This window comes from Kitasatospora sp. NPDC056783 (assembly GCF_042789895.1).
GTDB lineage: Bacteria > Actinomycetota > Actinomycetes > Streptomycetales > Streptomycetaceae > Kitasatospora.
In genome coordinates this window covers 1-24,518 of sequence record NZ_JBHUAF010000100.1, presented here as the reverse complement: position 1 = coordinate 24,518, position 24,518 = coordinate 1, and the positions used below count along the sequence as shown (strand labels likewise).

At 74.1% G+C, this 24,518-nt stretch carries 12 protein-coding genes; 7 read left to right on the top strand and 5 right to left on the bottom strand.

Annotated features, from left to right (window positions below):
- On the bottom strand, positions 1 to 8,333 hold an 8,333-nt coding region (locus tag ACFRMQ_RS17040), incomplete at its 3' end, for an SDR family NAD(P)-dependent oxidoreductase (RefSeq protein ID WP_380731259.1).
- An 879-nt stretch (positions 8,334 to 9,212) separates the two neighbouring features.
- Here ACFRMQ_RS17040 and ACFRMQ_RS17035 point away from each other — a divergent pair.
- Positions 9,213 to 10,382, top strand: coding sequence for a cytochrome P450 (locus ACFRMQ_RS17035; RefSeq protein WP_380731258.1), 1,170 nt, complete (start codon positions 9,213 to 9,215; stop codon positions 10,380 to 10,382).
- 58 nt (positions 10,383 to 10,440) lie between these two features.
- Here ACFRMQ_RS17035 and ACFRMQ_RS17030 read toward each other — a convergent pair whose 3' ends face one another.
- The 3 genes from ACFRMQ_RS17030 to ACFRMQ_RS17020 all read right to left on the bottom strand — a co-directional run bounded on the left by ACFRMQ_RS17030 (position 10,441) and on the right by ACFRMQ_RS17020 (position 11,533).
- Positions 10,441 to 10,698 carry a cytochrome P450 gene (locus ACFRMQ_RS17030; protein WP_380731257.1) on the bottom strand — a complete coding sequence of 86 codons (258 nt, stop codon included), beginning with the start codon at positions 10,696 to 10,698 and terminating at the stop codon, positions 10,441 to 10,443.
- Positions 10,650 to 11,174, bottom strand: coding sequence for a cytochrome P450 (locus ACFRMQ_RS17025; RefSeq protein ID WP_380731256.1), 525 nt, complete (start codon positions 11,172 to 11,174; stop codon positions 10,650 to 10,652). Before ACFRMQ_RS17025 ends, ACFRMQ_RS17030 begins: the two co-directional genes overlap by 49 nt.
- 155 nt (positions 11,175 to 11,329) lie before the next feature.
- On the bottom strand, positions 11,330 to 11,533 hold the full coding sequence (locus ACFRMQ_RS17020) for a DUF5988 family protein (RefSeq protein ID WP_380731255.1): 204 nt from the start codon (positions 11,531 to 11,533) through the stop codon (positions 11,330 to 11,332).
- Positions 11,534 to 12,359: 826 nt separating this feature from the next.
- Between ACFRMQ_RS17020 and ACFRMQ_RS17015 the strand changes: the two genes are divergently transcribed.
- From ACFRMQ_RS17015 to ACFRMQ_RS16990, 6 genes are all read left to right on the top strand, one after another.
- Entirely contained in the window at positions 12,360 to 18,674 is a 6,315-nt protein-coding gene (locus ACFRMQ_RS17015; RefSeq protein ID WP_380731254.1) for an SDR family NAD(P)-dependent oxidoreductase, read from the top strand.
- Between the two features lie 12 nt (positions 18,675 to 18,686).
- On the top strand, positions 18,687 to 20,192 hold the full coding sequence (locus tag ACFRMQ_RS17010) for an FAD-dependent oxidoreductase (protein WP_380731253.1): 1,506 nt from the start codon (positions 18,687 to 18,689) through the stop codon (positions 20,190 to 20,192).
- On the top strand, positions 20,189 to 20,611 hold the full coding sequence (locus tag ACFRMQ_RS17005; protein WP_380731252.1) for a nuclear transport factor 2 family protein: 423 nt from the start codon (positions 20,189 to 20,191) through the stop codon (positions 20,609 to 20,611). Before ACFRMQ_RS17010 ends, ACFRMQ_RS17005 begins: the two co-directional genes overlap by 4 nt.
- A gap of 64 nt (positions 20,612 to 20,675) precedes the next feature.
- On the top strand, positions 20,676 to 21,575 hold the full coding sequence (locus ACFRMQ_RS17000) for an NAD(P)-dependent oxidoreductase (protein ID WP_380731251.1): 900 nt from the start codon (positions 20,676 to 20,678) through the stop codon (positions 21,573 to 21,575).
- Entirely contained in the window at positions 21,572 to 22,546 is a 975-nt protein-coding gene (locus tag ACFRMQ_RS16995) for a spirocyclase AveC family protein (RefSeq protein WP_380731250.1), read from the top strand. The genes ACFRMQ_RS17000 and ACFRMQ_RS16995 overlap by 4 nt, the downstream gene beginning before the upstream one ends.
- Positions 22,547 to 22,551: 5 nt before the next feature.
- Positions 22,552 to 23,796, top strand: coding sequence for a cytochrome P450 (locus ACFRMQ_RS16990; RefSeq protein WP_380731249.1), 1,245 nt, complete (start codon positions 22,552 to 22,554; stop codon positions 23,794 to 23,796).
- Positions 23,797 to 23,942: 146 nt separating this feature from the next.
- Here the strand turns inward: ACFRMQ_RS16990 and ACFRMQ_RS16985 are convergent, their stop codons facing one another.
- Entirely contained in the window at positions 23,943 to 24,293 is a 351-nt protein-coding gene (locus ACFRMQ_RS16985; RefSeq protein ID WP_380731248.1) for a hypothetical protein, read from the bottom strand.
- Positions 24,294 to 24,518 lie beyond the last annotated feature (225 nt).

Sequence of the window (24,518 nt, the reverse complement as noted above, 5' to 3'; positions counted from 1 at the left end):
GCCATGACCATCTTGATCACACCGGCCACACCGGCCGCCGCCTGGGTGTGCCCGATGTTCGACTTCACCGACCCCAGCCACAACGGCTCCACCCGGCCTTGGCCGTACGTCGCCAGCAGCGCCTGGGCCTCGATGGGATCGCCGAGGGTGGTACCGGTGCCGTGCGCCTCCACCGCGTCCACCTCGGACGCCACCAACCCCGCATTGGCCAGCGCCTGACGGATCACCCGCTCCTGCGACGGACCGTTCGGCGCGGTCAGCCCGTTGGAGGCGCCGTCCTGGTTGGTGGCGGAGCCCCGGACGACCGCCAGCACCTCGTGGCCGTTGCGGCGGGCGTCGGACAGGCGTTCCAGCAGCAGCAGGCCGGCGCCCTCGGCCCAGCCCGCCCCGTCGGCCGCGGCGGCGAAGGACTTGCAGCGGCCGTCGGGCGCGCTCGCCCCCTGCCGGGACATCTCGGTGAACAGCGTGGGTGCCGCGTTGACGGTGACGCCGCCGGCCAGGGCGAAGGAGCACTCTCCCGAGCGCAGCGCCTGGGCGGCCAGGTGCAGGGCCACCAGGGAGGACGAGCAGCCGGTGTCCAGGGACAGCGCCGGGCCGAGCAGGCCCAGCTGGTACGCCAGCCGGCCGGACCCCACGCTCGACGCGGTGCCGGTGACCTGGTAGCCCTCCAGGTCGTCGGGGACCGGCCCGGTGGCGTAGCCGGTGGACCAGATCCCGGTGAACACGCCGGTGGGTGTGCCCTCCAGCGTGGCCGGGTCGATACCGGCGTACTCGATGGTCTCCCACGCGGTCTCCAGCAGGATGCGCTGCTGCGGGTCCATGGCGAGCGCCTCGCGGGGCGATATCCCGAAGAACGCCGCGTCGAAGTCGCCGGCGGCGTCGAGGAAGCCGCCCTGGGAGGTGCTCGACGTGCGGGGGCGGCTTCCCGTCGGGTCGTACAGGCGGCCGAGGTCCCATCCCCGGTCGGTCGGGAAGTCGCCGACCGCGTCCCCGCCGTCCGCGACCAGCCGCCACAGTTCCTCGGGGGTGCCGACGCCTCCGGGGTAGCGGCAGCCCATGCCGATGACCGCGATCGGCTCGTCCGTCGTGGCCGGGGCCGTGGCCCGCGGCGCGTCCTGCTCGCCGGACACGCCGGACAGGTGGGCGGCCAGCCGTGCCGGGGTGGGGTAGTCGAAGACGAGGGTGGCGGGCAGTCTCACCCCGAGCGCGGCGGTCAGCCGGTTGCGCAGTTCGACGGCGGTCAGCGAGTCGAAGCCCAGGTCCTTGAACGCCTGCCGGGGGTCGAGCCGCTCGGGGGTGGCGTGTCCCAGCACCCCGGCGACGTGGGTGGTGATCAGCTCCAGCAGGTCGGTGCCGCCGGCGGGGGGCGCGGGTCGGGGGGCCCGTGGCCGGCTGTGGGCCTCGGGCAGGTCCCGTAGCAGCCGGCTCGGCCGCGCGTGGGTGTAGGCGCGGGCGAACTGTGCCCAGTCGGCCTCGGTGACGACCGCGAGGGCCTCGTCGTGGTCGAGGACGTCCTGCAGCGCGTCGAGGGCCCGGCCCGGGTCCAGTTCGCCGAGGCCGAGCAGGGTGCGCTGGCGCTGCACGGACTCCAGGGCGGCCATGCCGCCGTCGGCCCAGATGCCCCACGCGACGGAGGTCGTGGCGCGGCCCCGGGCGCGGTGCTGCGCGGCCAGGGCGTCGAGGAAGGCGTTGCCGGCGGCGTAGGCCGCGCCGTGGCCGTCGCCCCACACGCCCGCGGTGGAGGAGAACAGGACGAAGGCGTCGAGGTCCGGCAGGAGTTCCGCCAGGTTCGCCGCCCCGGCGACCTTGGCCGTGACGACCTCGGCGAACTCCGCCGGTGTCGTGTCGGCCAGCCTGGTCGCCCTGATCACGCCGGCGGTGTGGAAGACCGCGCGGATGTCGCCGACGCGCACGACGAGGTCCCGCAGGGCGTCCCGGTCGGCCACGTCGCACGCCGCCACGGTCACCCGCGCCCCGGCCGCCTCCAGTTCGTCGCGCAGGCCGGCCGCGCCGGGTGCGTCGGGTCCTCGGCGGGCGGCCAGCACGATGTGCTCCGCGCCCTGCCGGGCGAGGCGGCGGGCCACGTGTCCGCCGAGCGCGCCGGTGCCGCCGGTGACCAGCACCGTGCCCCGTGGCCGCCAGGTCCGCGCGGCCGGGCCCGACGAGGCCTGGCGGCGCAGCCGTTTGGCGAAGCGCCGGGTGCCGCGGATCGCCACCTGGTCCTCGCCCGTGCCGGCGAGCACGACGAGCAGCGCGTCCACGCTCTGCTCGTCGGGCACGGCGGGAAGGTCGACCAGGCCGCCCCAGCCGTGCGGGAACTCCAGCGCCGCGGACGCGCCGGTGCCCCAGGCCAGGGCCTGGGCCGGGCTGGTGACCGGGTCGGCGCCCGAGGTGCTCACGGCGCCGCTGGTCGCGCACCACAGCGGGACGGCGGCCGTCCTCACCGGGTCCGGGCCGCGCACCGGGTCCAGGGTGCGGACCAGGTCCAGGGTGCGGACCAGACCCACCGGGAGCACCGGGTGGTCGGGGTGCGGCTCCTCGTCCAGCGCCAGCAGCGACAGCACACCGTCCGGCCCGGGCCGGGCGTCCCCGGCGCCGGCCGCGCCCCAGGTGTCGGCCGCGTCCCAGGTGCCGGCCGCGTCCCAGGTGCCGGCCACCGCGAAGCCCCGTTCGCGCAGGGCCTCGGCCCACGGGTGCCCGGTCGTGGCCAGGACGAGCCAGCGAGCCGGGTCCACCGGGGTCGCGGTACCGCTCGTCGGCGCCCAGGCCACCTCGTACCGCCAGTCGTCACGGGGCACCGGCGGGGTCGCGGTCACCCAGTAGGGCTCGCGTTGGAAGGCGTACGTGGGCAGGTCGGCCCGGGGTGCGGTGCGGGGCAGGACCGGGGTCCAGTCGACGTCGGCTCCGGCCGTGTGGAGGCGTCCCGCAGCGGCGAGGAACTCGGTGAGGCCGCCGTGGTCGCGGCGCAGGGTTCCGGTGACGGCGACGTCCAGCGCGGGCACCAGCACCGGGTGCGGGCTGACCTCCAGGAACAGGTCGTGGCCGTCGGCGGTGAGCCGGGCGGTGGCCAGGTCGAACCGTACGGGTTCGCGCAGGTTGCGGTACCAGTAGCCGGCGTCGAGGGCGGAGGTGTCGACCGGCTCGCCGGTGACCGTGGAGTAGAACGGGATCGCCGCCGGGTGGGGCGTGATGTCGGCGAGTTCGGTGAGCAGCCGCTCGCGGATCGCCTCGACCTGCGCGGAGTGGGCGGCGTAGTCGACGGGCAGGCGGCGGGCGCGGACGCCGTCGGCCTCGCAGGCGGCCAGCAGTTCGTCCAGCACGTCGGGGCCGCCGGACACCACGACCGCCGCGGGCCCGTTCACCACGGCGACGGTCAGCCGCTCGCCCCAGCGGGCCAGGTAGCCGACGGCCTGTTCGACGGACAGCGCGAGGGACACCATGCCGCCCCGGTCGGCGAGGACGGTCAGTGCCCTGGAACGCAACGCCACGACCTTGGCGGCGTCCCCCAGCGACAGCGCGCCGGCGACGTACGCGGCGGCGATCTCCGCCTGGGAGTGGCCGACCACGGCGTCCGGCCGCACGCCGTGGGAGCGCCACAGGTCGGCCAGCGCCACCATGACGGCGAACAGGGCCGGCTGCACCACGTCGACGCGGTCCAGCGAGCCGTGGCGCAGCTCGTCGACCAGCGACCAGTCGGTGTACGGGGCCAGGGCGGCGGCGCAGGCGTCGATGCCGGCGCGGAACACCTCGGACTGCTCGTACAGGTCACGGCCCATGCCCGCCCACTGCGCCCCCTGTCCGGGGAAGACGAACACGGTCCCGCCGGTACCGGCCATCGGTACCGGCGGCGCCGTCGGGAGCGCGGCCAGGCCGGACAGCAGGGCGTCCCGGTCGGCGCCGACCACCGCGGCCCGGTGCTCGAACCGGGTGCGGGCGGCCAGTGCGCGGCTGATCGCGGCGGCCGGGACGTCGGGGTGGGCGCTCGCGTAGGCGTGCAGCCGCTCGGCCTGGGCGCGCAGCGCGGCGTCGGTCCTCGCGGACAGCAGCCAGGCGGTGGGGGCGGCCCGGCCGGCGGGGTCGGGAAGGTGGCCGGGGTCCGGGTCGGAGGGCTGTTCGATGATCAGGTGGGCGTTGGTGCCGCTGATGCCGAAGGCCGAGACGCCGGCGCGGCGCGGGTGCGCGTGCTCCGGCCACGGCCGGGCCTCGGTCAGCAGCCGGACGCGGCCGGAGGCCCAGTCGACGTGCGGGGAGGGGGCGTCCGTGTGCAGGGTTCGCGGCAGTTCGCCGTGCCGCATCGCCATGACCATCTTGATCAGGCCCGCGATGCCGGCCGCCGCCTGGGTGTGGCCGATGTTGGACTTCACCGACCCCAGCCACAGCGGCTCGTCCCGGCCTTGGCCGTAGGCGGCCAGCAGGGCGTGGGCCTCGATGGGGTCGCCGAGGGTGGTGCCGGTGCCGTGGGCCTCCACCGCGTCCACCTCGGACGCCGCCAACCCGGCGTTGGCCAGGGCCTGGCGGATGACGCGTTCCTGGGAGGGGCCGTTGGGCGCGGTCAGGCCGTTGGACGCGCCGTCCTGGTTGACCGCGCTTCCCGCGACGACCGCGAGCACCCGGTGCCCGTTGCGGCGCGCGTCCGACAGCCGTTCCAACAGCACCAGGCCGGCGCCCTCGGCCCAGCTGGTGCCGTCGGCCGCGGCGGCGAAGGGCTTGCTGCGGCCGTCCGCCGCGAGGCCGTGCTGGCGGGAGAACTCGGTGAAGCCCAGGGGTGTCGCCATGATCGTGACACCGCCGGCGAGCGCCAGCGAGCACTCGCCCGCGCGCAGGGCCTGGGCGGCCAGGTGGACGGCGACCAGGGACGACGAGCAGGCAGTGTCCACGGACAGCGCCGGACCGCGCAGCCCGAGGTGGTAGGCGACCCGGCCGGACGTGACGCTGGTCGCGACGCCGGTGAACAGGTAGCCCTCCAGGTCCTCCGGCAGGCCCGGCCCGGTCGCGTAGCCGGACGACCAGACGCCGGTGAACACGCCGGTGTGGCTGCCGCGCAGCGTGGCCGGGTCGATCCCGGCGTGCTCGAAGGTCTCCCAGGCCGTCTCCAGCACGAGCCGCTGCTGCGGGTCCATGGCGAGCGCCTCGCGGGGCGAGATGCCGAAGAACGGGGCGTCGAAGCCGGCCGCCTCCTCCAGGAACCCGCCCCGGGTGGTGTAGGTGGTGCCCGCGCCGCGCAGGTCCGGGTCGTACAGGCCGCCCAGGTCCCAGCCGCGGTCGTCCGGGAAGTCGCCGATCGCGTCCACGCCCTCCGCGACGAGCCGCCACAGGTCGTCCGGCGAGGCCACCCCGCCGGGGAAGCGGCAGCCCATCCCCACGATGACGACCGGGTCGTCGTCGTGGGCGGCCCGGGCGGCGGGGGCCGGCCGCTCGCCGGGGCCGGTGCGCAGCCAGTCGATCAGCTCCGCGGGCGTCGGGTGGTCGAAGACGAGACCGGAGGGCAGTCGCCGGTCCAGGGCGCCGGCCAGGCGGTTGCGCAGTTCGAGCCCGGTGACGGAGTCGAAGCCGAGGTCCTTGAAGGTGAGCGCGGGATCGACGTCCGCGGGGTTCTCGTGGCCCAGCACGAGCGCGATCTGCGCGGTGACCAGGGCGGCCGGGTCGTCCGTGTCGCCCGACGCGGGGTCTCCCGGGTCCGTGCGGTCCGTCCCGGTGTGGCGGGTCTCCGGGCCGGCCGGGGTCCGTCCGCCCTGCCCGGCGCTCGTTTCGGGCAGCCAGTACGAACGACGCTGGAAGGCGTACGTGGGCAGGTCGACCGGCACCGTCCCGGCGACGGCCGGGGACCAGTCGACCGGCACGCCGGCCACGAACAGCCGGGACAGCGCGGTCAGGAAGACGTCCGGCCCGCCCCGGTCACGACCCAGCGTGCCGGTGGCGACACCGGGCACGCCGGTCCGCTCGCGGTCCTGCTCCAGGGCCTGTTCGCGGGCCTGTTCGCGGGCCTGTTCGAGGGCGGGCAGCAGCACCGGGTGCGGGCTGACCTCGACCACGACGTCGTGCCCGTCCGCCAGCAGTGCGGCGGTGGCCAGGTCGAAGCGGACCGGCTCGCGCAGGTTGCGGTACCAGTAGCCGGCGTCGAGTTCCGTGGTGTCGTCGAGGAGGCCGCCGGTGACCGCGGAGTAGTACGGGATGGTGCCCCGCCGCGGCCGCACACCGTCCAGTTCGCCGTGCAGCCGCTCGCGGATCTCCTCGACGTGCGCGGAGTGGGAGGCGTAGTCCACCGGGACGACGCGGGCGCGGACACCGTCCGCCTCGCAGGACTCGACCAGTTCGGACAGGGCCCGCGCGTCACCGGACACCACGACCGAGCCGGTGGCGTTGACCACGGCGACCGTCAGCGCGCCGCCCCAGCGCGACAGCCGCTCCTCGGCCCGCTCGGCGGACAGGGCCACGGACACCATGCCGCCCCGGCCGGTCAGCGCCACCAGCGCGCGGCTGCGCAGCGCGACGATCCGGGCCGCGTCGGGCAGCGACAGCGCGCCCGCGACGTACGCCGCGGCGATCTCTCCCTGGGAGTGCCCGACCACCGCGTCCGGTTCGACGCCGAAGGAGCGCCACAGCGCCGCCAGGGACACCATGACCGCGAACAGGGCGGGCTGCACGACGTCCACGCGGTCGAGCGGGGCGCCGTCCAGGACGTCGGCCAGGGACCAGTCGGTGTGCGGGGCCAGGGCCTGGGCGCACTCGTCCATGGCGGCCCGGAAGACGGGGTACGCGGCGTACAGCTCCCGGCCCATGCCGACCCACTGCGCGCCCTGGCCGGGGAACACGAAGACGGTGCGGCCCGGGGTTCCGGCCCGGCCGGCGGCGAGCTGGGCGGAGTCGAGCAGGACGGCGCGGTGCGCGAAGCGGGTTCTGGTGGTGGCCAGCGCGTGCGCGACCTCGGCGCCGGTCAGGTCCGGGTGGCTGCGCACGTGTTCGCGCAGGCGCTCGATCTGCGCCCGTAGCGCCTGCTTGGTGCGCGCCGTGACGATCCACGGCGCCGGCCGGGCCTCGAGGGCGGTCCGGCGGGCCGGCGGCTCGGCCGCGTCGGGCGCCTGCTCGACGATCACGTGCGCGTTGGTGCCGCCCATGCCGAACGACGACACGCCGGCGAGCAGGGGCGCGTCCGGCCGCGGCCAGGGGGTCAGGGCGGTCTGGACCTTCAGGCCCAGTGCGTCGAGGGGGATGTCGGGGTTGGGGGTTTCGTGGTTCAGGCTCGGCGGCAGTGCGCGGTGGTGCACGCTGAGGACGGCCTTGAGCAGACCGACGATGCCCGCGGCGCCTTCCAGGTGGCCGACGTTGGTCTTGGCGGATCCGACCCGCAGGGCGCCGTCGGCGTCGCCGGACCCGTCCGGGTCGCGGTAGGCCGCCGCGAGGGCGGCGGCCTCGACGGGGTCGCCGACGGCGGTGCCGGTGCCGTGCAGCTCCACGTACTGCACGTCCTCGGGACGCACGCCGGCGCGGGCCAGGGCTTCGCGGACGACCTGTTCCTGGGCCCGCGCGCTGGGCACGGTCAGGCTCCGGGTGGCGCCGTCGTTGTTGACCGCGCTGCCCCGGATGACGCCGTAGACGCGGTCCCCGTCGGCCAGGGCCCGGTCCAGCGGTTTCAGGACGAGGAGGGCGCCGCCCTCGCCGCGGACGAAGCCGTTGGCCCGGGCGTCGAAGGTGAAGCAGCGGTCGTCCGGGGACAGGCCGCCGAACTCCGCCGCCCCCTCCTCGCGGGCGGCGGTCAGGTTGAGGTTCACCCCGCCGGCCAGGGCGAGCGCCGACTCGCCGCGGCGCAGGCTCTCGACCGCCAGGTGCACCGCGACCAGCGCCGACGACTGGGCCGTGTCGACCGTCATGCTCGGTCCGCGCGCACCGAGGAAGTGCGACACCCGGTTGGCGATGACGCCCCGGCTGGTGCCGGTCAGCGTGTGCGGCGTGATGTGACCGGGGTAGGCCAGGGACGTGTAGTCCTCCCACATCGAGCCGACGAACACCCCCGTCGGGCCGCCCGCCAGCGTGCCCGGCACGATCCGGGCGTCCTCCAGGGCCTCCCAGGCGAGTTCGAGCATGAGCCGCTGCTGCGGGTCCATGCCGACGGCCTCGCGGGGGGACACACCGAAGAACGCCGCGTCGAAGCCGTCCACCCGGTCCAGGTAGCCGCCGTGGCGCACGCCCTGCCGGCCCGCGGGCGGCGCGGTGATCGCGTCGGCCCCGTCACACAGCAGCCGCCAGAACGCCTCCGGGTCCGGGGCTTTCGGCAACCTGCCCGCCAGTCCGATGACCGCGACACGATCGGCGTCCGGATCCAGGGGGAAGCGCATCACATCGACACCTCGTGAGCCGGGGGATGAGGGAGGGCGGGGTGTTTCCGTAGCAGTCCCGGTGGTACGGCTCCGGCCGTGCGAGCGGCCGGAGCGTCGAGCGCGCGGGCAGCCGGGCGACCCGGTGGTATCCGAACCCGGACTCGACCGCGCTGAGAGCGCCTGGATCAGTGGAGCGGTCCTCGAAGGCGGCGGCGTCGGCGACGCTCGTCGGGCTTCGAGGAGATGCACTGGTGCGCTGGGCGTAGGGCCGAGACGATGATCGTCCCGCCGCGCAAACGAGGATGGCAGCAACATCACCGCCATCGCCATAGGCGATGCGAAGGCTGTCTCAAACGAAGCACATCTGAATGTCATATGCCTGTACGACGAATCCACCGTGGCGAGATCCGTCCCGTACCCCAGCGAGACGCGACGTCTCCTCCGGACGGCCCGTCACGGTGTCCGCCGACGGACCTGCCGGCAACCCCGCCGACAACCCCGCCGGTCAAGCCGCCGGTGAAGTCGCCGGGGCGGTCACGGAAGTGCGTCCACGCCCTTCACCGCCATGACCGGGCCGGGTTCACGGGCACCGTCGACGCCGCCGGTGACAACGCCCTAGACTCCCCCTCGCACTCACCCGGAAGACGTCCTCGACGCCATCCGGCCACCCGGGAGACCTCCGCACGGCGCGCTCACCACCCTGATCGGCGAACCGACCACCGGCGCCGCCGACAGCTCCGGCCGAACCGTTCGACCCCCATCGACTTCGAGACGATCGCCAAGCGCCACCGCCCCGGCGGCACCCACCCCAGCTGTCACCGACCCGCGCGTCGGTCCCGGCCGTTCGCGCCCGGCACCCGGCACCCGGATTCGGTGACGGCCAGTCAGGAGGCAGCGATGCAAGCCACGTTCCCCTTCACCACACCGCACCACCTCGACAACGAGCCCGAGGCCGAGGCACTGCTCGCGCGGGCTCCGGTCGTCCGCGCGTCGATGGGTCCGGCCGACGTCCGGCTCGCCCTCTCCTACCAGGCGGTGCGCCAGGTCCTGAGCGACAGCCGGTTCAGCCGGGAGGCCGCCACCCGTCCGGGCGGCCCGCTGAAGCTGACCGTCGCCGCCGACCCACTGCTGGTCACCAGCCTCGACGGCGAGCGCCACGCCCGCCTGCGCAAGCTGATGTCGCAGGCGTTCAGCCCACGCATGGTCGATCAGCTCGAACCGCGCGTGCGGTCCATCGTGGACTCCCTGCTCGACTCCCTCGATCCGACCGCGGACCTCGTGGCGGGCCTCTGCGCCCCACTGCCGCTGATGGTCATCTGCGAACTGCTCGGCGTGCCCTACTCCGAGGCGGAGGCCATCCGCAGGTGGACCAGGCGGCTGTTCGTCACGAACATCACTCCGGACGAACTGCGGGCCGCGCAGGGCGAGATGCAGGACTGGCTCGCCGAACTGGTGCGTCAGAAGCGGGCCCGGCCGGACGACGGGCTGATCTCGGCGATGGTCGCCGCCAACGACGAGGGCGACCACCTCACCGAACCCGAGCTGCTGGCCAACCTCGAAGGCCTGCTGATCGCCGGCCACGAGACGACCGTCAACCAGCTCGGCAACTCGTTCCTGACCCTGCTGCGCCACCCAGACCAGCTCGCGCTGCTGCGGTCGTCGCCGGACCTGATCGGGCCGGCCGTCGACGAACTGCTGCGCTACAGCAGGCTCTTCACCTCGGCCGAGGTCCGGGTCACGACCGAGCCCGTGAATCTGGAGGGCGTCGAGCTGGGGGCGGGCGAACTGGTGCTGCCGGTCATCGTCGCGGCCAACCGCGACCCCGCCGTGTACCCGGATCCCGGCCGCTTCGACATCACGCGCGAAGGACCGGCGGCCCACCTCGCCTTCGGGCACGGGCCGCACTTCTGCCTCGGCGCGATGCTGGCCCGCCGGGAGATGCGGGTGGCGATCGGGTCCGTGGTGAAACGGCATCCGGGACTGCGCCTCGCCGTCGACGAGTCCGAGCTCACCTACGTGCCGGAACTGGTCTTCCGCGGCCTGACGGCACTGCCGGTCACCTGGTGACCCGTGGTCCCTCGCCCCTCGGAAGGCCGGGCCCGACGAGGACCGGGCCGGGCGCCGTTCACCGGGCGACGGTGCGCAGCACGGATCGCCCGGGGGTCAGCGTCGTCCGGAAGCGCGGCGCGGGCTGACGGTTGTCGACCGCCCTGAGCTGCCAGCGCGGCACGATCGCCGACAGGGCGATCGTGGTCTCCGCCAGCGCGAAGGTTTCACCGGTGCACTTGCGGCGCCCGCCGCCGAAGGGGATGAAGGACAGGCGTACGGACGGCGTCAGTCGCGAGACGCCCCCGCAGGAGGCGGTGGCCGGCCGGATCGGCACGCGCGGCGCGCCCGGGCCAGGACGGCGGCGGCGAGCTTCTGGGTCTCGCTCAGCACCAGGATCCGGCGGTGCGGCTGCCAGCCGGCCACGAGGGCCTCGCACTCCTCCCCGATGGCCTGGCTGTAGGAGGCGATGTGCGACGGCGAGAACGCCGGCTGCAGCACGGGGCGCTGGTGCCGGTGTTCCTCGTGCCGGGCGGTGGCCAGCCCGGTGCCCGCCACGTCGCGGAGTCTGTCGAGCACCGGTCCGCCCTTGTCGAACACGGCGACCTGGCCGACGAGGACCTCGTCGACGAGTCGCGGCGCGCAGACCAGGTAGGCCCGGCGGGTGCCCAGGCGCACCGCGACCACGTCGTCGGCCGCGCGGCACGCCGACAGCCAGCGGGCCCGGTCACGGGCGATGACGGGGATGTGGCCGAGGAGCGGCACGGCTCCCGGGGCTTCGGGCACACCACTCGGCGATCGGAGGGATCTCATGGGTGCCTTCTCATGTGGAGGATCGCGTTCACGGCCGCTCGCGGGTCGGCCGCCTTGCCGCCGAGGTCCCGATGAGGTTCCTTGACCCTCTGTCCGGCAGGCGGCCACCCCACGCCGCCCCCGCGGGCGCGCGTGGTCCGGGCGCGACGGTCCCGCTACTCCGCGATGGTCGTGTGGTAGGCCCACCGGTAGGTCGGCCGGTGTTCGACGGAGCCGGTGGTCTCGTCGAGCTGGTAGTGCTCGTAGCCGTTGCGCCAGCGGTACGTCAGCCGGTCGTCGTCCTCGCGGACGGGCGACGGTGGCTGCCGCAGGAACTCCTGCGGGCCTCCGACGAGGTGGGGTTCGGTGAATCTGTCCATGGTCCGTTCATCCCCTTGGGCGGGAGTCCGGACGACCCGGGACCGTGTCGACGCGCCGCAGTCCGGTCGATCGACCGGCGGAACGGGTGGATCCGCACCGCCCGACGGCCTGCGGCGAGCCTTCGTGGTCGCCACCGGGTCCTGCCCGGAACACCGTGGTACGCGTGATGGAACCGGTCTCGTTCGGATATCCGGTTCCTCGTTCGGATATCCGGTTCGGCCGCTCCGGCCGAACGACACGAAGTGACAAGGAAATCACAGGGCGTCGGGTGGCCGATCGCGGCGAGGGCCGAGGAATCCGTATCGTCAGACTCCGCCGACGACTACGTCGGCTCGCACGGTCACAACAATTCCGTTGTGCACGCACGTTGTCAAGGGCGGGATGACCGCACCTCGGATTTCCGGCTCCGCCCCTCGCGGGAATACGGGCGGATGTCGCCCGAGCCTCGCTACTCGAATGGTTCAACTCATCGCGCATGGAAGATAGTTGAGAGATATTCCAGTGGAACACTTCGCCGCTGCCGGGCCCTCCGGTAGCATGGACCACGCCATTCGCCCACCCTGCCGCGCACTTCACCGCAGATATCGCACGGTCCAGTACCAGGGGTGACCAGTGCGGCCCGGACGGGCCCGCACAAAAGGCGACGAGTCCCTCCCGGGCGATCCGTCGGAATCAATACCGCAGGCGCGCATCGCGGGGTGAGCCCGGTTCCCCGCCGTGTGGAGTGCCGGCCCTCGATGACCTCCGCTCCCCGAGGGCCGCCGCCCGGAACCCGTCGCGAATTCCCGAACCGCTTCGCTGAATCCCGCGTGGAGGAGGAGTGAAGTGAACCGACCCGAACAGCAACCGGTGGCCGTCATCGGTGCCGGCTGCCGCTTGCCCGGAGGTGTGGACTCCCCCGCCTCTTTCTGGAACCTGCTCATCAGCGGGCAGGACATCGTCCGGGAGGTTCCCGAGGACCGGTGGAGCCACGAGGAACTCCTGGGGCTTCCCGTCGACGTCGCGGCCCGGATGAGGTGGGGGGCCTTCCTCGACGAGGACGTGTACGCCTACGACCCCGCCTTCTTCGGGATCAACGCCTACGAGGCCGACTGGGTCGACCCCCACCAGCGGTTGCTGTGCGAGACGCTGTGGGAGGCCGCGGAGAACGCCGGGGTGCCGCCGTACTCCCTGTCCGGCAGTCGCGCGGGAACCTACTTCGGCGTCTACAACAAGGAGTTCCTCCTGCGGGCCCAGCGGCCCCTGGAGGAGATCGACGCCTACGCGATAGGTTCCGGCATTCATTCCCTGGCCGCGGGCCGCATCGCCTTCCTCCTCGACCTCCGGGGCCCCCAGATGACCCTGGACGCCGGCTGCTCCTCCGGGCTGGTCGCCCTGCACGCCGCCTGTCAGGGACTGCGGGACGGGGAGAGCGATCTGGCGTTCGCGGGGGGATGCGTCCTCATCCTCGGCCCCGAGGAGTCGGTGCCGCCGGCCCGCTGGTCGTTCTTCTCACCGACCGGCCGGTGCCGGACCTTCGACGCCGCCGCGGACGGCTACGTGCGCGGCGAGGGCTGCGTGGTCCTCGTCCTCAAGCGCCTCGCGGACGCCCGGGGTGACGGTGACCGGATCCTCGGTGTGATCCGCGGCAGCGCCGTGAACCAGAACGGGCGCCGTTCCAGCCGGCTGACGGCCCCCTCCACCGACGCGCAGATCGACGTCTGCCGCCGGGCCCTCACCGCCGCGGCGGTCGACCCCGCCGCCGTCGGCATGGTGGAGGCGCACGGCACCGGCACCGAGGTCGGCGACCCCCTGGAGTTCGCGGCCCTCGCCGAGGTCTACGGGAACGGGCCCGGCACCTGTGTGCTCGGCTCGGTGAAGACGAACATCGGGCACACCGAACCGGTGGCCGGTCTCGCCGGAATGCTGAAGGTCCTCCTGTCCCTCCAGCACGGGCGGATCCCCCCGAACCTGCACTTCCACCGCTGGAACCCCCGGATCGACGCCGCGGCGACCCGGTTCCGGGTCCCCACCGAGACCGTGCCCTGGCCCGGCGGAACGGGCCCGCGGCTGGCCGCGGTGTCATCCCTCAGCCTCACCGGTGCCAACGTCCACGTGCTCATGGAGCAACCGCCCTCCCCCACCCGGCGCGGCCCCGGCGCCCGCGGACCGGCCGCCGTCCCCACAGGACAGGGGCACCCCGAGCCGCTGGCGTTCGTCCTGTCGGCCGCGAGCCGCCCGGCGCTCACGAAGGCCGCCCTGCGGCTCGCCGGCTGGCTCGACGGCTACGGGTCCGACATCGCGCTGCCCGATGTCGCCCACACCCTGGCGATGCGCCGCTCCCACCTGCGCGAGCGCCTGGCGGTCGTGGCCTCCACCCGCGCGGAGTTGGTCGAGCGGCTCTCCGCGGCGGCCGACGGGGCCGCCACCGCCGCCGTCGTCGAGGGCACCGCCTCGACCGGAGACGGTGCCGTCTTCCTGTTCTCCGGCCACGGTTCGCAGTGGGCCGGCATGTGCCGGAACCTCCTGGACCGGGACCCCGCGTTCACCGCCGTCATCGACCGGCTCGAACCGGTCGTCGCCGCGGAGTCCGGCTTCTCCCTGCGCCGGACCCTCTCCGGCACCCGCCTGGTCGAGGGCATGGACCACGTCCAGCCGGTCGTCTTCGCCGTCCAGGTCGCGCTGTGCGCCATGTGGGCCGGCTACGGAGTGCGTCCGGCCGCGGTGATCGGGCAGTCCATGGGCGAGGCCGCCGCCGCGGTCGTCTCCGGCGCCCTGACGCCGGAGGACGGAGCACGGGTGATCTGCCGCCGCTCCCGGCTGAACGTGCGCCAGGCCGGCCTGGGCCGGATGGCCTCGATCGGCCTTCCCCGCTCCGACGTCGAAGCGGCGATCACCCGCAGCGGTGTGCCCGGGGTGAGCGTGGCCGTGGTCTCCTCCCCGCGCGCCACCGTGATCGGCGGCGACCGGGACGCCGTCGAGCGGCTCGTGCGCGCCCTGCGGGAGGACGACGTCGCGGCGACCTTCGTCAACGTCGACATCGCCGCGCACACCGCCCACATGGACCCGATCCTCGACGAGATGCGCACCGCCCTGGCCGGCGTGGACCCGCACACCCCGCAGGTCCGCTTCTACACCACCGTCCACGAGGACGCCCGCCGCGCCGTGCCACTGGACGCGGACTACTGGGTGGCGAACCAGCGCAGGCCGGTCCTGCTGTCCTCCGCCGTGCGGGCGGCCGTCGAGGACGGCTTCCGCCGGTTCGTGGAGATCAGCCCGCACCCGCTCCTCGCCCACGCCGTCCACGCCACGGCCGAGTCCCTCGGCGACGACCCGGTCGACGTCGTCGCCTCCCTGGTCCGCGACACCGACGAACACACCGCCTTCCTCGGCCAGGTGGCCGCCCTGCACTGCGCCGGCCACCCGATCGACTGGCCGGCGAGGTACCGGGACGCGGCCCTCGCCGAGGTGCCCACGATGAGCTGGGAGCGCACCGAGCACCGGATCGCCCCCTCACCGCTGCGCGGCGCCCTCACCGCCGTGGGCAACGGTACGGACGGAGTCCTGACGGGCGTCCACCTGACCGACCCGAGCAGCCCCCGGCGCCACCTGTGGCACCGGACCCTCACCCGCACCACCCTGCCCTGGCTGGACCAGCACCGCGTCAACGACGTGCCCGTGCTGCCCGGTGCGGCGATGGCGGAGATGGCCCTCGCCTGCGCCGCGGACGTGTTCGGCGCCCGCCCGTGCGACGTCGAGGTCCGTGACCTCGACCTGCGGCGACTGCTCTCCCTCGGCGAGAGCCGAGAGGTGACCGCGGTGGCCACCGCCTTCGGACCCGCCACCGCCGCCTGGGAGTTGAACGCGGCGGAGCCCGACGGCGCCCTCGGCACCCACGCGCGGGCCCGGCTCCACCGGACCGGGGACGACCTCCCGCCCCTGCCCGTGGACATCGGCTCCCTGCTGGCCGCTCCGGCGGACGCCGTCGAGCCGACCGAGCTCTACCGCCGGATGCGCGAGGACCGCGGCATCACCCACGGGCCGGCGTTCACCGGCATCACGCGCCTGCGCCTGCTCCGCGGCACGCGTGAGCCACAGGCGCTCGCCGACGTCGAGCTGCCGTCCGCCGGGCGCGCGGGAAGCCGGGGCCTGCACCTGCATCCCGTCCTGCTCGACCTCTGCCTGCAGGCGGTGGGCAGCACCTGGCTGGCGAGCCACCCCGTGCCTCCCGGCGGCATGCTCCCGCGCCGCCTGGGCAGGATCAGGGTCCTCGGCGACACCGGTCGGGCCGCGCACGCCCTCGTACGGCTCACCGACGTCGGCGACCGGTCCTGCACCGCCCACTGCCTGCTGACCGACGCCACCGGCACGGTCCTCGCCGAGGCGGACGCGATCGAGTGCGTCAACGTCTCCCTCCAGGACGGCGAGGACCTCTTCGACCGGTACACGCTCGACGTCGTCTGGGACGAGGTGCCGCGTCCCGCCGCGTCCGGCGCCGAACCCGGCCGTTGGGAACTCCACCCCGAGAGCGACCGCGGCGACGAGGCGGCGGAGCTCGGAGCGGCCCTGGAGGAGTCCGGCGCCACCGCCGTCCTCCACCCCGCCGGGCGCGCCCCCGGCCCGCCCGGCGCCGGTACCCGCGCCGTGGTCTACCTGCCCTCCCTCGCCGGACCGGCCGACCCGGCCACGAGCGCCCGCACCAACGCCGAACACCTCCTCCGCCTCGCCCAGCGCCTGGTCGGCGCCGCAGCCGCCACACCCCGGCTGTGGGTACTGAACCGCGGCTCCCAGCACGTCCTGCCCGGCGACACCCCCGACCTCCGCGGCTCCGGCCTGCGCGGCGCCCTGCGCGTCCTCGCCCTGGAACAGTCCGCGCTGCACCCCACCCACCTGGACACCGACGGGGGAACGACCGCCCGGGACCTCGCCCGCGAACTGCTGACCTGCCCCGACACCCAGGACGACATCGCCCACCGAGCGGGCGGCCGCTACCTCGCCCGCCTCGTCCACCGCCCCCTCGGGCCCGGCGACCGCGTCCGCGCCCACGTGAACTGGCGCACCCAGGGCGCCAAACTGCTCCGGGGCCCCGGCGGCACCCTCGACGACCTCGAACTGACCGCACTGGCCCCGCGGCCGCCCGGCCCCGGACAGATCCAAGTCGCCCTGCACTCCACCAGCCTGAACTTCGTCAACGTCCTCAAGGCGGTCGGCACCTACGAACAGCTGCTCTCCCGGGGCGGCGCCGTCCCGCAGACGGTGTTCGACGGCGCGGGCACCGTCACCGCCGTCGGCCCCGGCGTGCGCACCGTTTCCGTCGGCGACCTCGTCGCCGTGCCGGCCGGCTGGGCCGACGACCGCGACACCCTGATGGCCTCCCGCGTCACCGTCCGCGCCGACTGGGCCATCCCGCTGCGCGGCCCCGAGGACCTCCGCCACGCGGCCGCACTGCCCATCGCCCACCTCACCGCCTGGTACGGACTGCGCCACCTCGGCCGGCTCGCCGAAGGCGAACAGGTGCTGATCCACTCCGCGTCCGGCGGCGTGGGACTGGCCGCGATCAACATCGCCCGGCTGACCGGGGCCGAGGTGCTCGCCACCGCCGGCACCGGACGCAAACGGGACTACCTGCGTTCACTCGGCGTCCGGCACGTGATGGACTCCCGCAGCCTCGACTTCGCCGAGGAGGTCCGCACGATCACCCGGGGCCGCGGAGTGGACGTCGTCCTCAACTCCCTGACCGGACCGGCCCAGGCCGCGAGCCTCGAACTGCTCGCCCGCAGGGGCAGGTTCATCGAGATCGGCAAACGGGACATCTACGAGAACACCCACCTCGGGCTCCTCCCCTTCCGGCGCAACATCGGCTTCAGCAGCGTCGACATCGCACTGCTCCTGAACGAGGAACCCGACCTCATCGCCGCACTCGTCCAGGAGATCGGCCGGGCGTACACCGCGGGCCTGCTGCCCCCGCTGCCCGTGGCCACCTCCCCCGTCGCCTCGGCACCGGAGGTCTTCCGCACCATGGCCGCGGCCCGCCACACCGGCAACCTCGCCCTCCGGTGGCCCACCGACGGGCAGACCGAACTGCCCGTCCTCCCCACCGACGTCGAACCGGTCCGGCCGCACGCCTCCTACCTCATCACCGGAGGACTCGGCGGCCTCGGCCTGGACGTCGTCCAGTGGCTCGCCGACCACGGAGCGCGCACCCTCGTCCTCAACTCCCGCTCCGCACCGGGCACCCGGGCCCGCCGGGTCATCGACGGCCTCACCGCGCGCGGCGTGCGCGTCACCGTCGTCCGGGGCGACCTCCGCGAACCCGACACGGCCCGACGCCTGGTCGCCACGGCCGAGTCCACGGGCCACCCCCTGCGCGGCGTCCTGCACGCCGCCGCCGTGGTCGAGGACGCCGTCCTGGAGAACATCGACACCGCCCGACTGCACCGGGTCTGGAACGCCAAGGCCCTCGGCGCCTGGAACGTCCACGAGGCGACGAAGGAGCGGCAACTGGACTGGTGGATCAACTTCGGCTCCGTCGCCGCCGTCATCGGCCAGCCCGGACAGACCTGCTACGCCGCCGCGAACTCCTGGCTGGACGAGTTCACCCACTGGCGGCGCGCGCAGCGGCTGCCCTGCACGAGCATCGTGTGGGGCCCCTGGTCCGGCCACGGCCGGGGAACCGCCGTCGAGGCCCTCGGCTACACCATGATCTCCCCCGAACAGGGCATGGCGGCCTTCGCCCGGATCGTCACCGGCTCCGGTCGAGCCCTCACCGTCCACGCCCCGCACGACCTCGACCTCCGCCTCTACCTGCACCCCGACGCGGCCCACCTCGCCTACTACGCCGCGATCCCCCGCGCCGACGGCCCCGCCCAGGAGACCGGGACCTTCCTGTCCGACTGGAAGGCCCTCACCGATCCGGCCCGGCGCACCACGGCCCTGCTCGACCGGATCAGACACGACGCCGCGGCCGTGCTGCACTGCCGGGCCGACAGCGTCGAGGACCGCACCCCGTTCGTCGCGCTCGGCCTGGACTCCCTGCTCGCGATCCAGCTCCGCAACCGCCTGGTCCACGAACTCGGCGTCCAACTGCCCACCACCGCCCTGTGGACCCACCCCACCCCGGCGGACCTGGCCGAACTCCTCACCGGCCGCCTGCCGGAATAGAAGGGAGACCCGGTGAACACCTGCCCCGTCCTCGTCGTCGGCGCGGGCCCGTGCGGACTCACCGCCGCCTGCGAACTGCTGCGCCACGGCACGGCGGTCCGCATCGTCGACGCCCGGCCCCGGCCCGCGCCCGGGTCCCGCGCCATCCTGCTGTGGCCGCCCCAGCTCGCCCTCCTCGCCGACCACGGACTCCTCGACGAAGCGCTCGCCCTGGGCAGGCGCCCGAAGGCCTTCACCTACGGCACCGGCCCCCGGCGCCTGGCCCGCTTCCCCTTCACGACGGACACCGCTCCCCTGGTACTGCCCCAGCACCACACCGACCGCCTCCTGGAGGAGGCCCTCACCGCCCGGGGCGCGCGGATCGAGCGCGGCCTGCGGGCCACCGACGTCATCCAGACACCCGACGAGGTGCGGATCAGCCTCACCGACGGGAACGGCAGGACCAGCACCATCCGCACGCCCTGGCTGATCGGCGCGGACGGAACCCGGTCCACCGTCCGCACCGCCCTCGGCATCCCCGCCACCCGCACCCGGGCGGCCACCCGCTTCCTGCTCGCCGAGGGCACCCTCACCCCCGAACCACCGGCCACCGACATCGAATACGTCCTCACGCCCCGGGGAGCGCTCCTCATCGCGCCGCTCCCCGACGGCCGTCACCGGGTCGCCGGAACCATGGACGGGGCCATCGGGCCCGACAGCGAGGGCCTCCGGGCGATCCTGCGCCGCAGCGGGCGCGACCTGTCCATGGACGACCTCACGCTCCTGACCGAGTTCACCTCCCAGGAGTCCCTGACCCAGCGGATGCGCACGGGCCGCGTGTTCCTCGTCGGAGACGCCGCCCACACCCACTACCCCGTCGGCGGGCAGGGAGCGAACCTCGGCATGCAGGACGCCCGCAACCTCGCCTGGAAACTCGCCGGCGTCATCGACCGGCGACTGTGCGACGCCGTCCTCGACACCTACGACCCCGAGCGGCGGGCCGTCGCCCGGCAGGTCCTGCGCATGACCGGCCTGGTCGCCCGCGTCGCCCTGCTGGGGCCGCCCTGGAACAGTGCCCGCAACCTCGCCCTGAAGGCGACCGCGGGCGTCCCGGCCCTCCAGGGCTGGTACACGGCCACACTCGCCGGCCTCAGGAGCCCCTACCCCCGCACCGCCCTGGGCGCACCCCCGCCCGAGCGGCCCCGGCGGCCGGGCCGCCTGTCACCCGCTTCCGCGGTGGGACTGCCCTGCCCCGACTGGGCACGGACGCAGCAGCCCACCATCACCTACCGGCTCGTCACGCGCGGCGTGGCCCGCTCCCCGCTGCGCGCCAGGGCCGACGAGCTCGCGCACGGCCATCCCCTCGCCACCCGCCAGCACGTCAGCGCACCGGGCGAGCAGTGCCTCCTCGTCCGCCCCGACGGATACACCGCCTGCGCGGCGGACACCACGCGGCTGACCGACGTGGGGCGCCTGCTGGACGACCTCACCGCCCGACCGGCCGAACCCCGCCCCACACCGACGATGGAGGACCCATGAACATCCCGGCCGAACGGGACGACGTGTTCCGCACCTGGGCCACGTCCCTGTGCACCAACGACATCGACGCGTACCTGTCGTGCTTCGCCGACGACCTGCGCCTGGAGGACATCGCCCTGGAAAGCGTCGTCCAGGACAAGGCCGTGCTCCGCGGGGACGTGCGCGCCTGGTTCGACGCGTTCCACGACGAACAGCTCACCCTCGACGGCTACCTCGTCGGCCAGGACGACGAGATCGGCACCAAGTGGACCCTGTCGGCCACCGTCGTCGGCCACTTCCCCCGGCTGACGGAGCATGCCGTCATGGGACGCCGGTTCACCAAGCACGGCCTGAGCGTCTTCACCTTCGCACCCGACGGACGGTTCCGCACCGAGGTCTCCTACTGGAACCTCACCACGATCATCCGACAGATCACCTGAACGTCCCCCGCCCCGCACCGCCCCCACCACCGTCCTCACCCGTCACCCGAGCGAAGGAGCCGCCGTGACCCGCACCGCCGGACTCATCGGACTGGGCGTGATGGGCTCCCGCATCGCGCGCCGCATCCTCGACGCCCAGGTCCCGCTCACCGTCTGGAACCGCACCCCCGCCAGGACCGCCCCGCTCCGGGAGGCCGGGGCCACCGTCGCCACCACCCCCGCCCACCTCGCCGGCACCTGCGACGTCATCATCCTGTGCGTCACCGACCGGCACGCCGTCACCGCCGTCGCCCTCGGCCCCGACGGCCTGCGCGCCGCGCCGGGCCTCGGACAGATCGTCGTCGACCACTCCAGCATCTCCCCCGACGCCACCCGGACCGTGGCCGAGGAACTCCGCGCCGCCAACGGGATCTCCTGGCTCGACGCACCCGTGTCCGGTGGCACCCCGGCGGCAGAACGCGGCACCCTCACCGTCATGGCCGGCGGAACCCCGTCCGACCTCGACCGCGTCCACCACCTGCTGCGCACCTACGCCCGGCGGATCACCCTCATGGGCCCCCTCGGCGCCGGACAGGCCACCAAACTGTGCAACCAGGTCATCGTCGCGGCGGGCCTGTGGAGCATCGCCGAAGCCGCCCTCCTCGCCGAAGCCTCCGGGGTCACGCCCGAGCGGCTGATCGGCGGGCTGGCCGGCGGGTTCGCGGACATCCCGCTGCTGCCCCACTTCCTGCCCCACATGCTCGACCCTCGGGACGAGTCCCTGGGAACGCTCACCGACCTCGTGAAGGACCTCGACACCGCGCTCACCGGTGCCGCCACCACCGGAGTCCCCCTGCCGCTGTCCGCGCACCTGGCCGAACTGCTGCGCCTCGCCAACCTGTGGTCCGACCCCCGCGTCGCCGGCAGCTTCATCGGCCTCCTCCGCGGCCCCCGGCACGAGAACACCGAGGACGGCCCGTCATGAGCGCGGCACCCGCCGTGCCGGCGTCCGCCGCCCCCGCACGGCGGCTCGTCACCACCCCGGCGTTCTGGTGGGCACTCACCGGCGTCGTGTTCACCGCGGCCGGGGCCTGGGTCCTGACCAGGTGGGCGGTCGCCGGAGTACACTCCCCGGTCCACGGCGGCGACAGCATCTCGGAGACCCGCCACGGCGTCATCGTCGCCGTCCAGTTCCTCCTCGTCCTCGCGCTGATCGGCTGCGCCGCGCACCTGACCCGCAGCAGCCTGGGCCGCGGGCAGGTCACCCTCTCCGCCGGCATCGCCCTCGGATTCCTGGTCTCCTCCTGGCAGAGCCCGCTGCTCGCCTACCGCGACGTCACCGTCGTGGTGAACCGGCACCTGGTGCACGTCAACTCGTGGGGCCCGTACATCCCCGGCTGGAGCCCTCCCCATCCGGAGCAGCAGATCGAAGCGCCCCTCGCCGTCACGGGCGTCGGGTTCGGCCTGCTCATCCTGTGGGTCTGGGCGCAGGCGGTTCCCGGCCTCAAGATCGTCGAACGCTTCCCCCACTGGGGACCGCTGCGAATCTGGGCGACCGTCATCGGCCTCGGCGTCGTCACCGACGCCCTGATCGAAGCGGCCTGGCTCAACACCGGCGTCTACTCCTACGCGCGTGCCTGGCGGCCGCTGACCCTCTTCGCCGGTCACTGGTACGACATCCCGCTGACCGCCGCGGTCACGGCGACGGTCTTCACCACCCCCTTCGTCGTCATGTGGATCCTGGAACGCACCCGCGGCACCGTCCCGTGGATCTACCGGGGCGCCGAACTCGCCTCCACGCCCACGCGGCAGAACATCGTCCGGGCGCTCGCCGGCATCGGGGCGGGGAACCTCGCCACACTCGTCTACCTGGCGCTGAGCATCCTGTGGGGCATCCACGGCGGCCCCGCACCCACCGACACCCCCTCGTACATGTGGCCCACGGAAACCAGGTGAGCACGGTGGAGACCGACCGACACACCGACGAGGCCCCGGACAACCCGCTCCACCCGGAGTTCTGGGGGAAGCCGACGGGCGAACGCGAGGAGTTCTTCGCACGCCTGCGCGCCGCGAAGCGGCCGGCCGTCTTCCCCTACCGGCCGTCCCGGACCGGTGCCGCCCCCTACGACTTCCACGCCCTCACCCGGCACGCGCAGATCACCGAGGTCTCCCGGCATCCCGACGCGTTCGGCTCCGCACCGTCGAGCAGCACCCTCGAAGACCGCTCCCCCGCCCTCGGCACCACCTCCGAGGGCTCCCTGATGCACCTGGACGCGCCCCGCCACACCGCCCTGCGGCACGTGGTGGCCCACGCGTTCAACCCCCGGGGACTGCGCCACCAGGACGAGATGATCGCCCACGCCGTCCGCGACGTCACCACCGACCTCCTGGAGAAGGCCCCCTGCGACTTCGTCACCGTCGCCGCCTCCCGGCTGCCGCTGCGCGTCATCTGCTCCATCGTCGGCATCCCCGCCACCGAACAGGACGACGTCACCCGCGCCACCGACACCGTCACCGCGATCGCGGACACCACCGACCGCACCGGCCTCGACTCCGTGGCCGAGGCCGTCACCTACTTCGACACCCTCATGGGCGACCTCACCCGGCTCCGGCGCGAGAACCCCACCGACGACGTGGCCACCACCCTCGTACTGGCCACCGTCGACGGCAAACCCCTCACCGACGCCCAACTGGGAGCGTTCCTGCGCATCCTGCTGGTCGGCGGGAACGACACCACCCGCAGCGCCCTGTCCCACATGCTGTACCTGCTGACCGACAACCCCGACCAGAAACGGCTCCTCCTGGAGAACCTGCCGGAACGTCTGCCCTCGGCCGTGGAGGAGACCCTGCGCCACGCGTCCCCGGCCACCTGGATGCGGCGCAACACGATCCGGGACACCGTCGTGGACGGCCACCCCTTCCGGTCCGGAGACCGGATCATCCTCTACTACAACTCCGCCAACCGGGACGAGGAGGTCTTCGACCGGCCCCACACGTTCGACATCAGCCGCCACCCCAATCCCCACCTCGGCTTCGGCGGCCCCAGCCCGCACCACTGCCTCGGCTCCCACCTCGCCCGCCGTGAACTCAACCTGTTCTACCGGGAACTGCTCACCCGCGCGCCCGGAATCCACTCCACCAGCGCCCCCACCCACACCTACTCCGGGCTCATCCACGGCATCGCCGACCTGCGATGCGCCCGGTGACACCGACCGGAGGAACAGGTGACGGACGGGACGACGGACCCCGGCCACGGACCCGGTGGCGACCTCCACCACGGGCGGGGCCGCGGCCCCCTCGGGGGTCTCCAGGGCGCGGCGAGGACCCGGGCGGGGCCGCCGGGTGCGGGCGGTCAGTCCCCCTGGGACCAGGCGGCGACCGGCAGTGACAGGTAGATGCCGAAGTCGGCGAGCCCGGTCGCGGCGTGGACGTTCTCGTGAAGCGTGTCCACGCGCTCCTGGCGGTCGGCCGCCCTGCTGGCGAACCACTTCGACTTGATCTCGATCACCACGGCCAGACCACTGCGGTCCAGCGGGCCCAGCGGCCGGAAGCGGAGCTCGACGTCCCCGGGCCGCAACTCGCCGTCGTACGGCTCCTCGGGGCACTCCACGGCCAGGGACACCAGATGGGGCAGTACCGAACCCAGCTCCCGCAGGGAGGACTCGGGCACGGTGGGCGCATAGGTCACGTCGACGAGCGGCATACCCGAAACCCTAGACGGAGGACCGGGGCGGCGGTAGGGCGCGGCCTCAGCGACCGAAGCGACCGGAGCCGCGGATCGGAGCCGCGGATCGGCCGACGGCACTGGACGGTCTGCGGGAGGGAGCCGGTCGGGCGACTGTCCGCCCCGGGGACCGGTCCGCCCCGGACAATCGCCGGCACTGACGGCCATCCGGCTCGGCTTCGTGCTCACGCTGCGGGCCGGGGC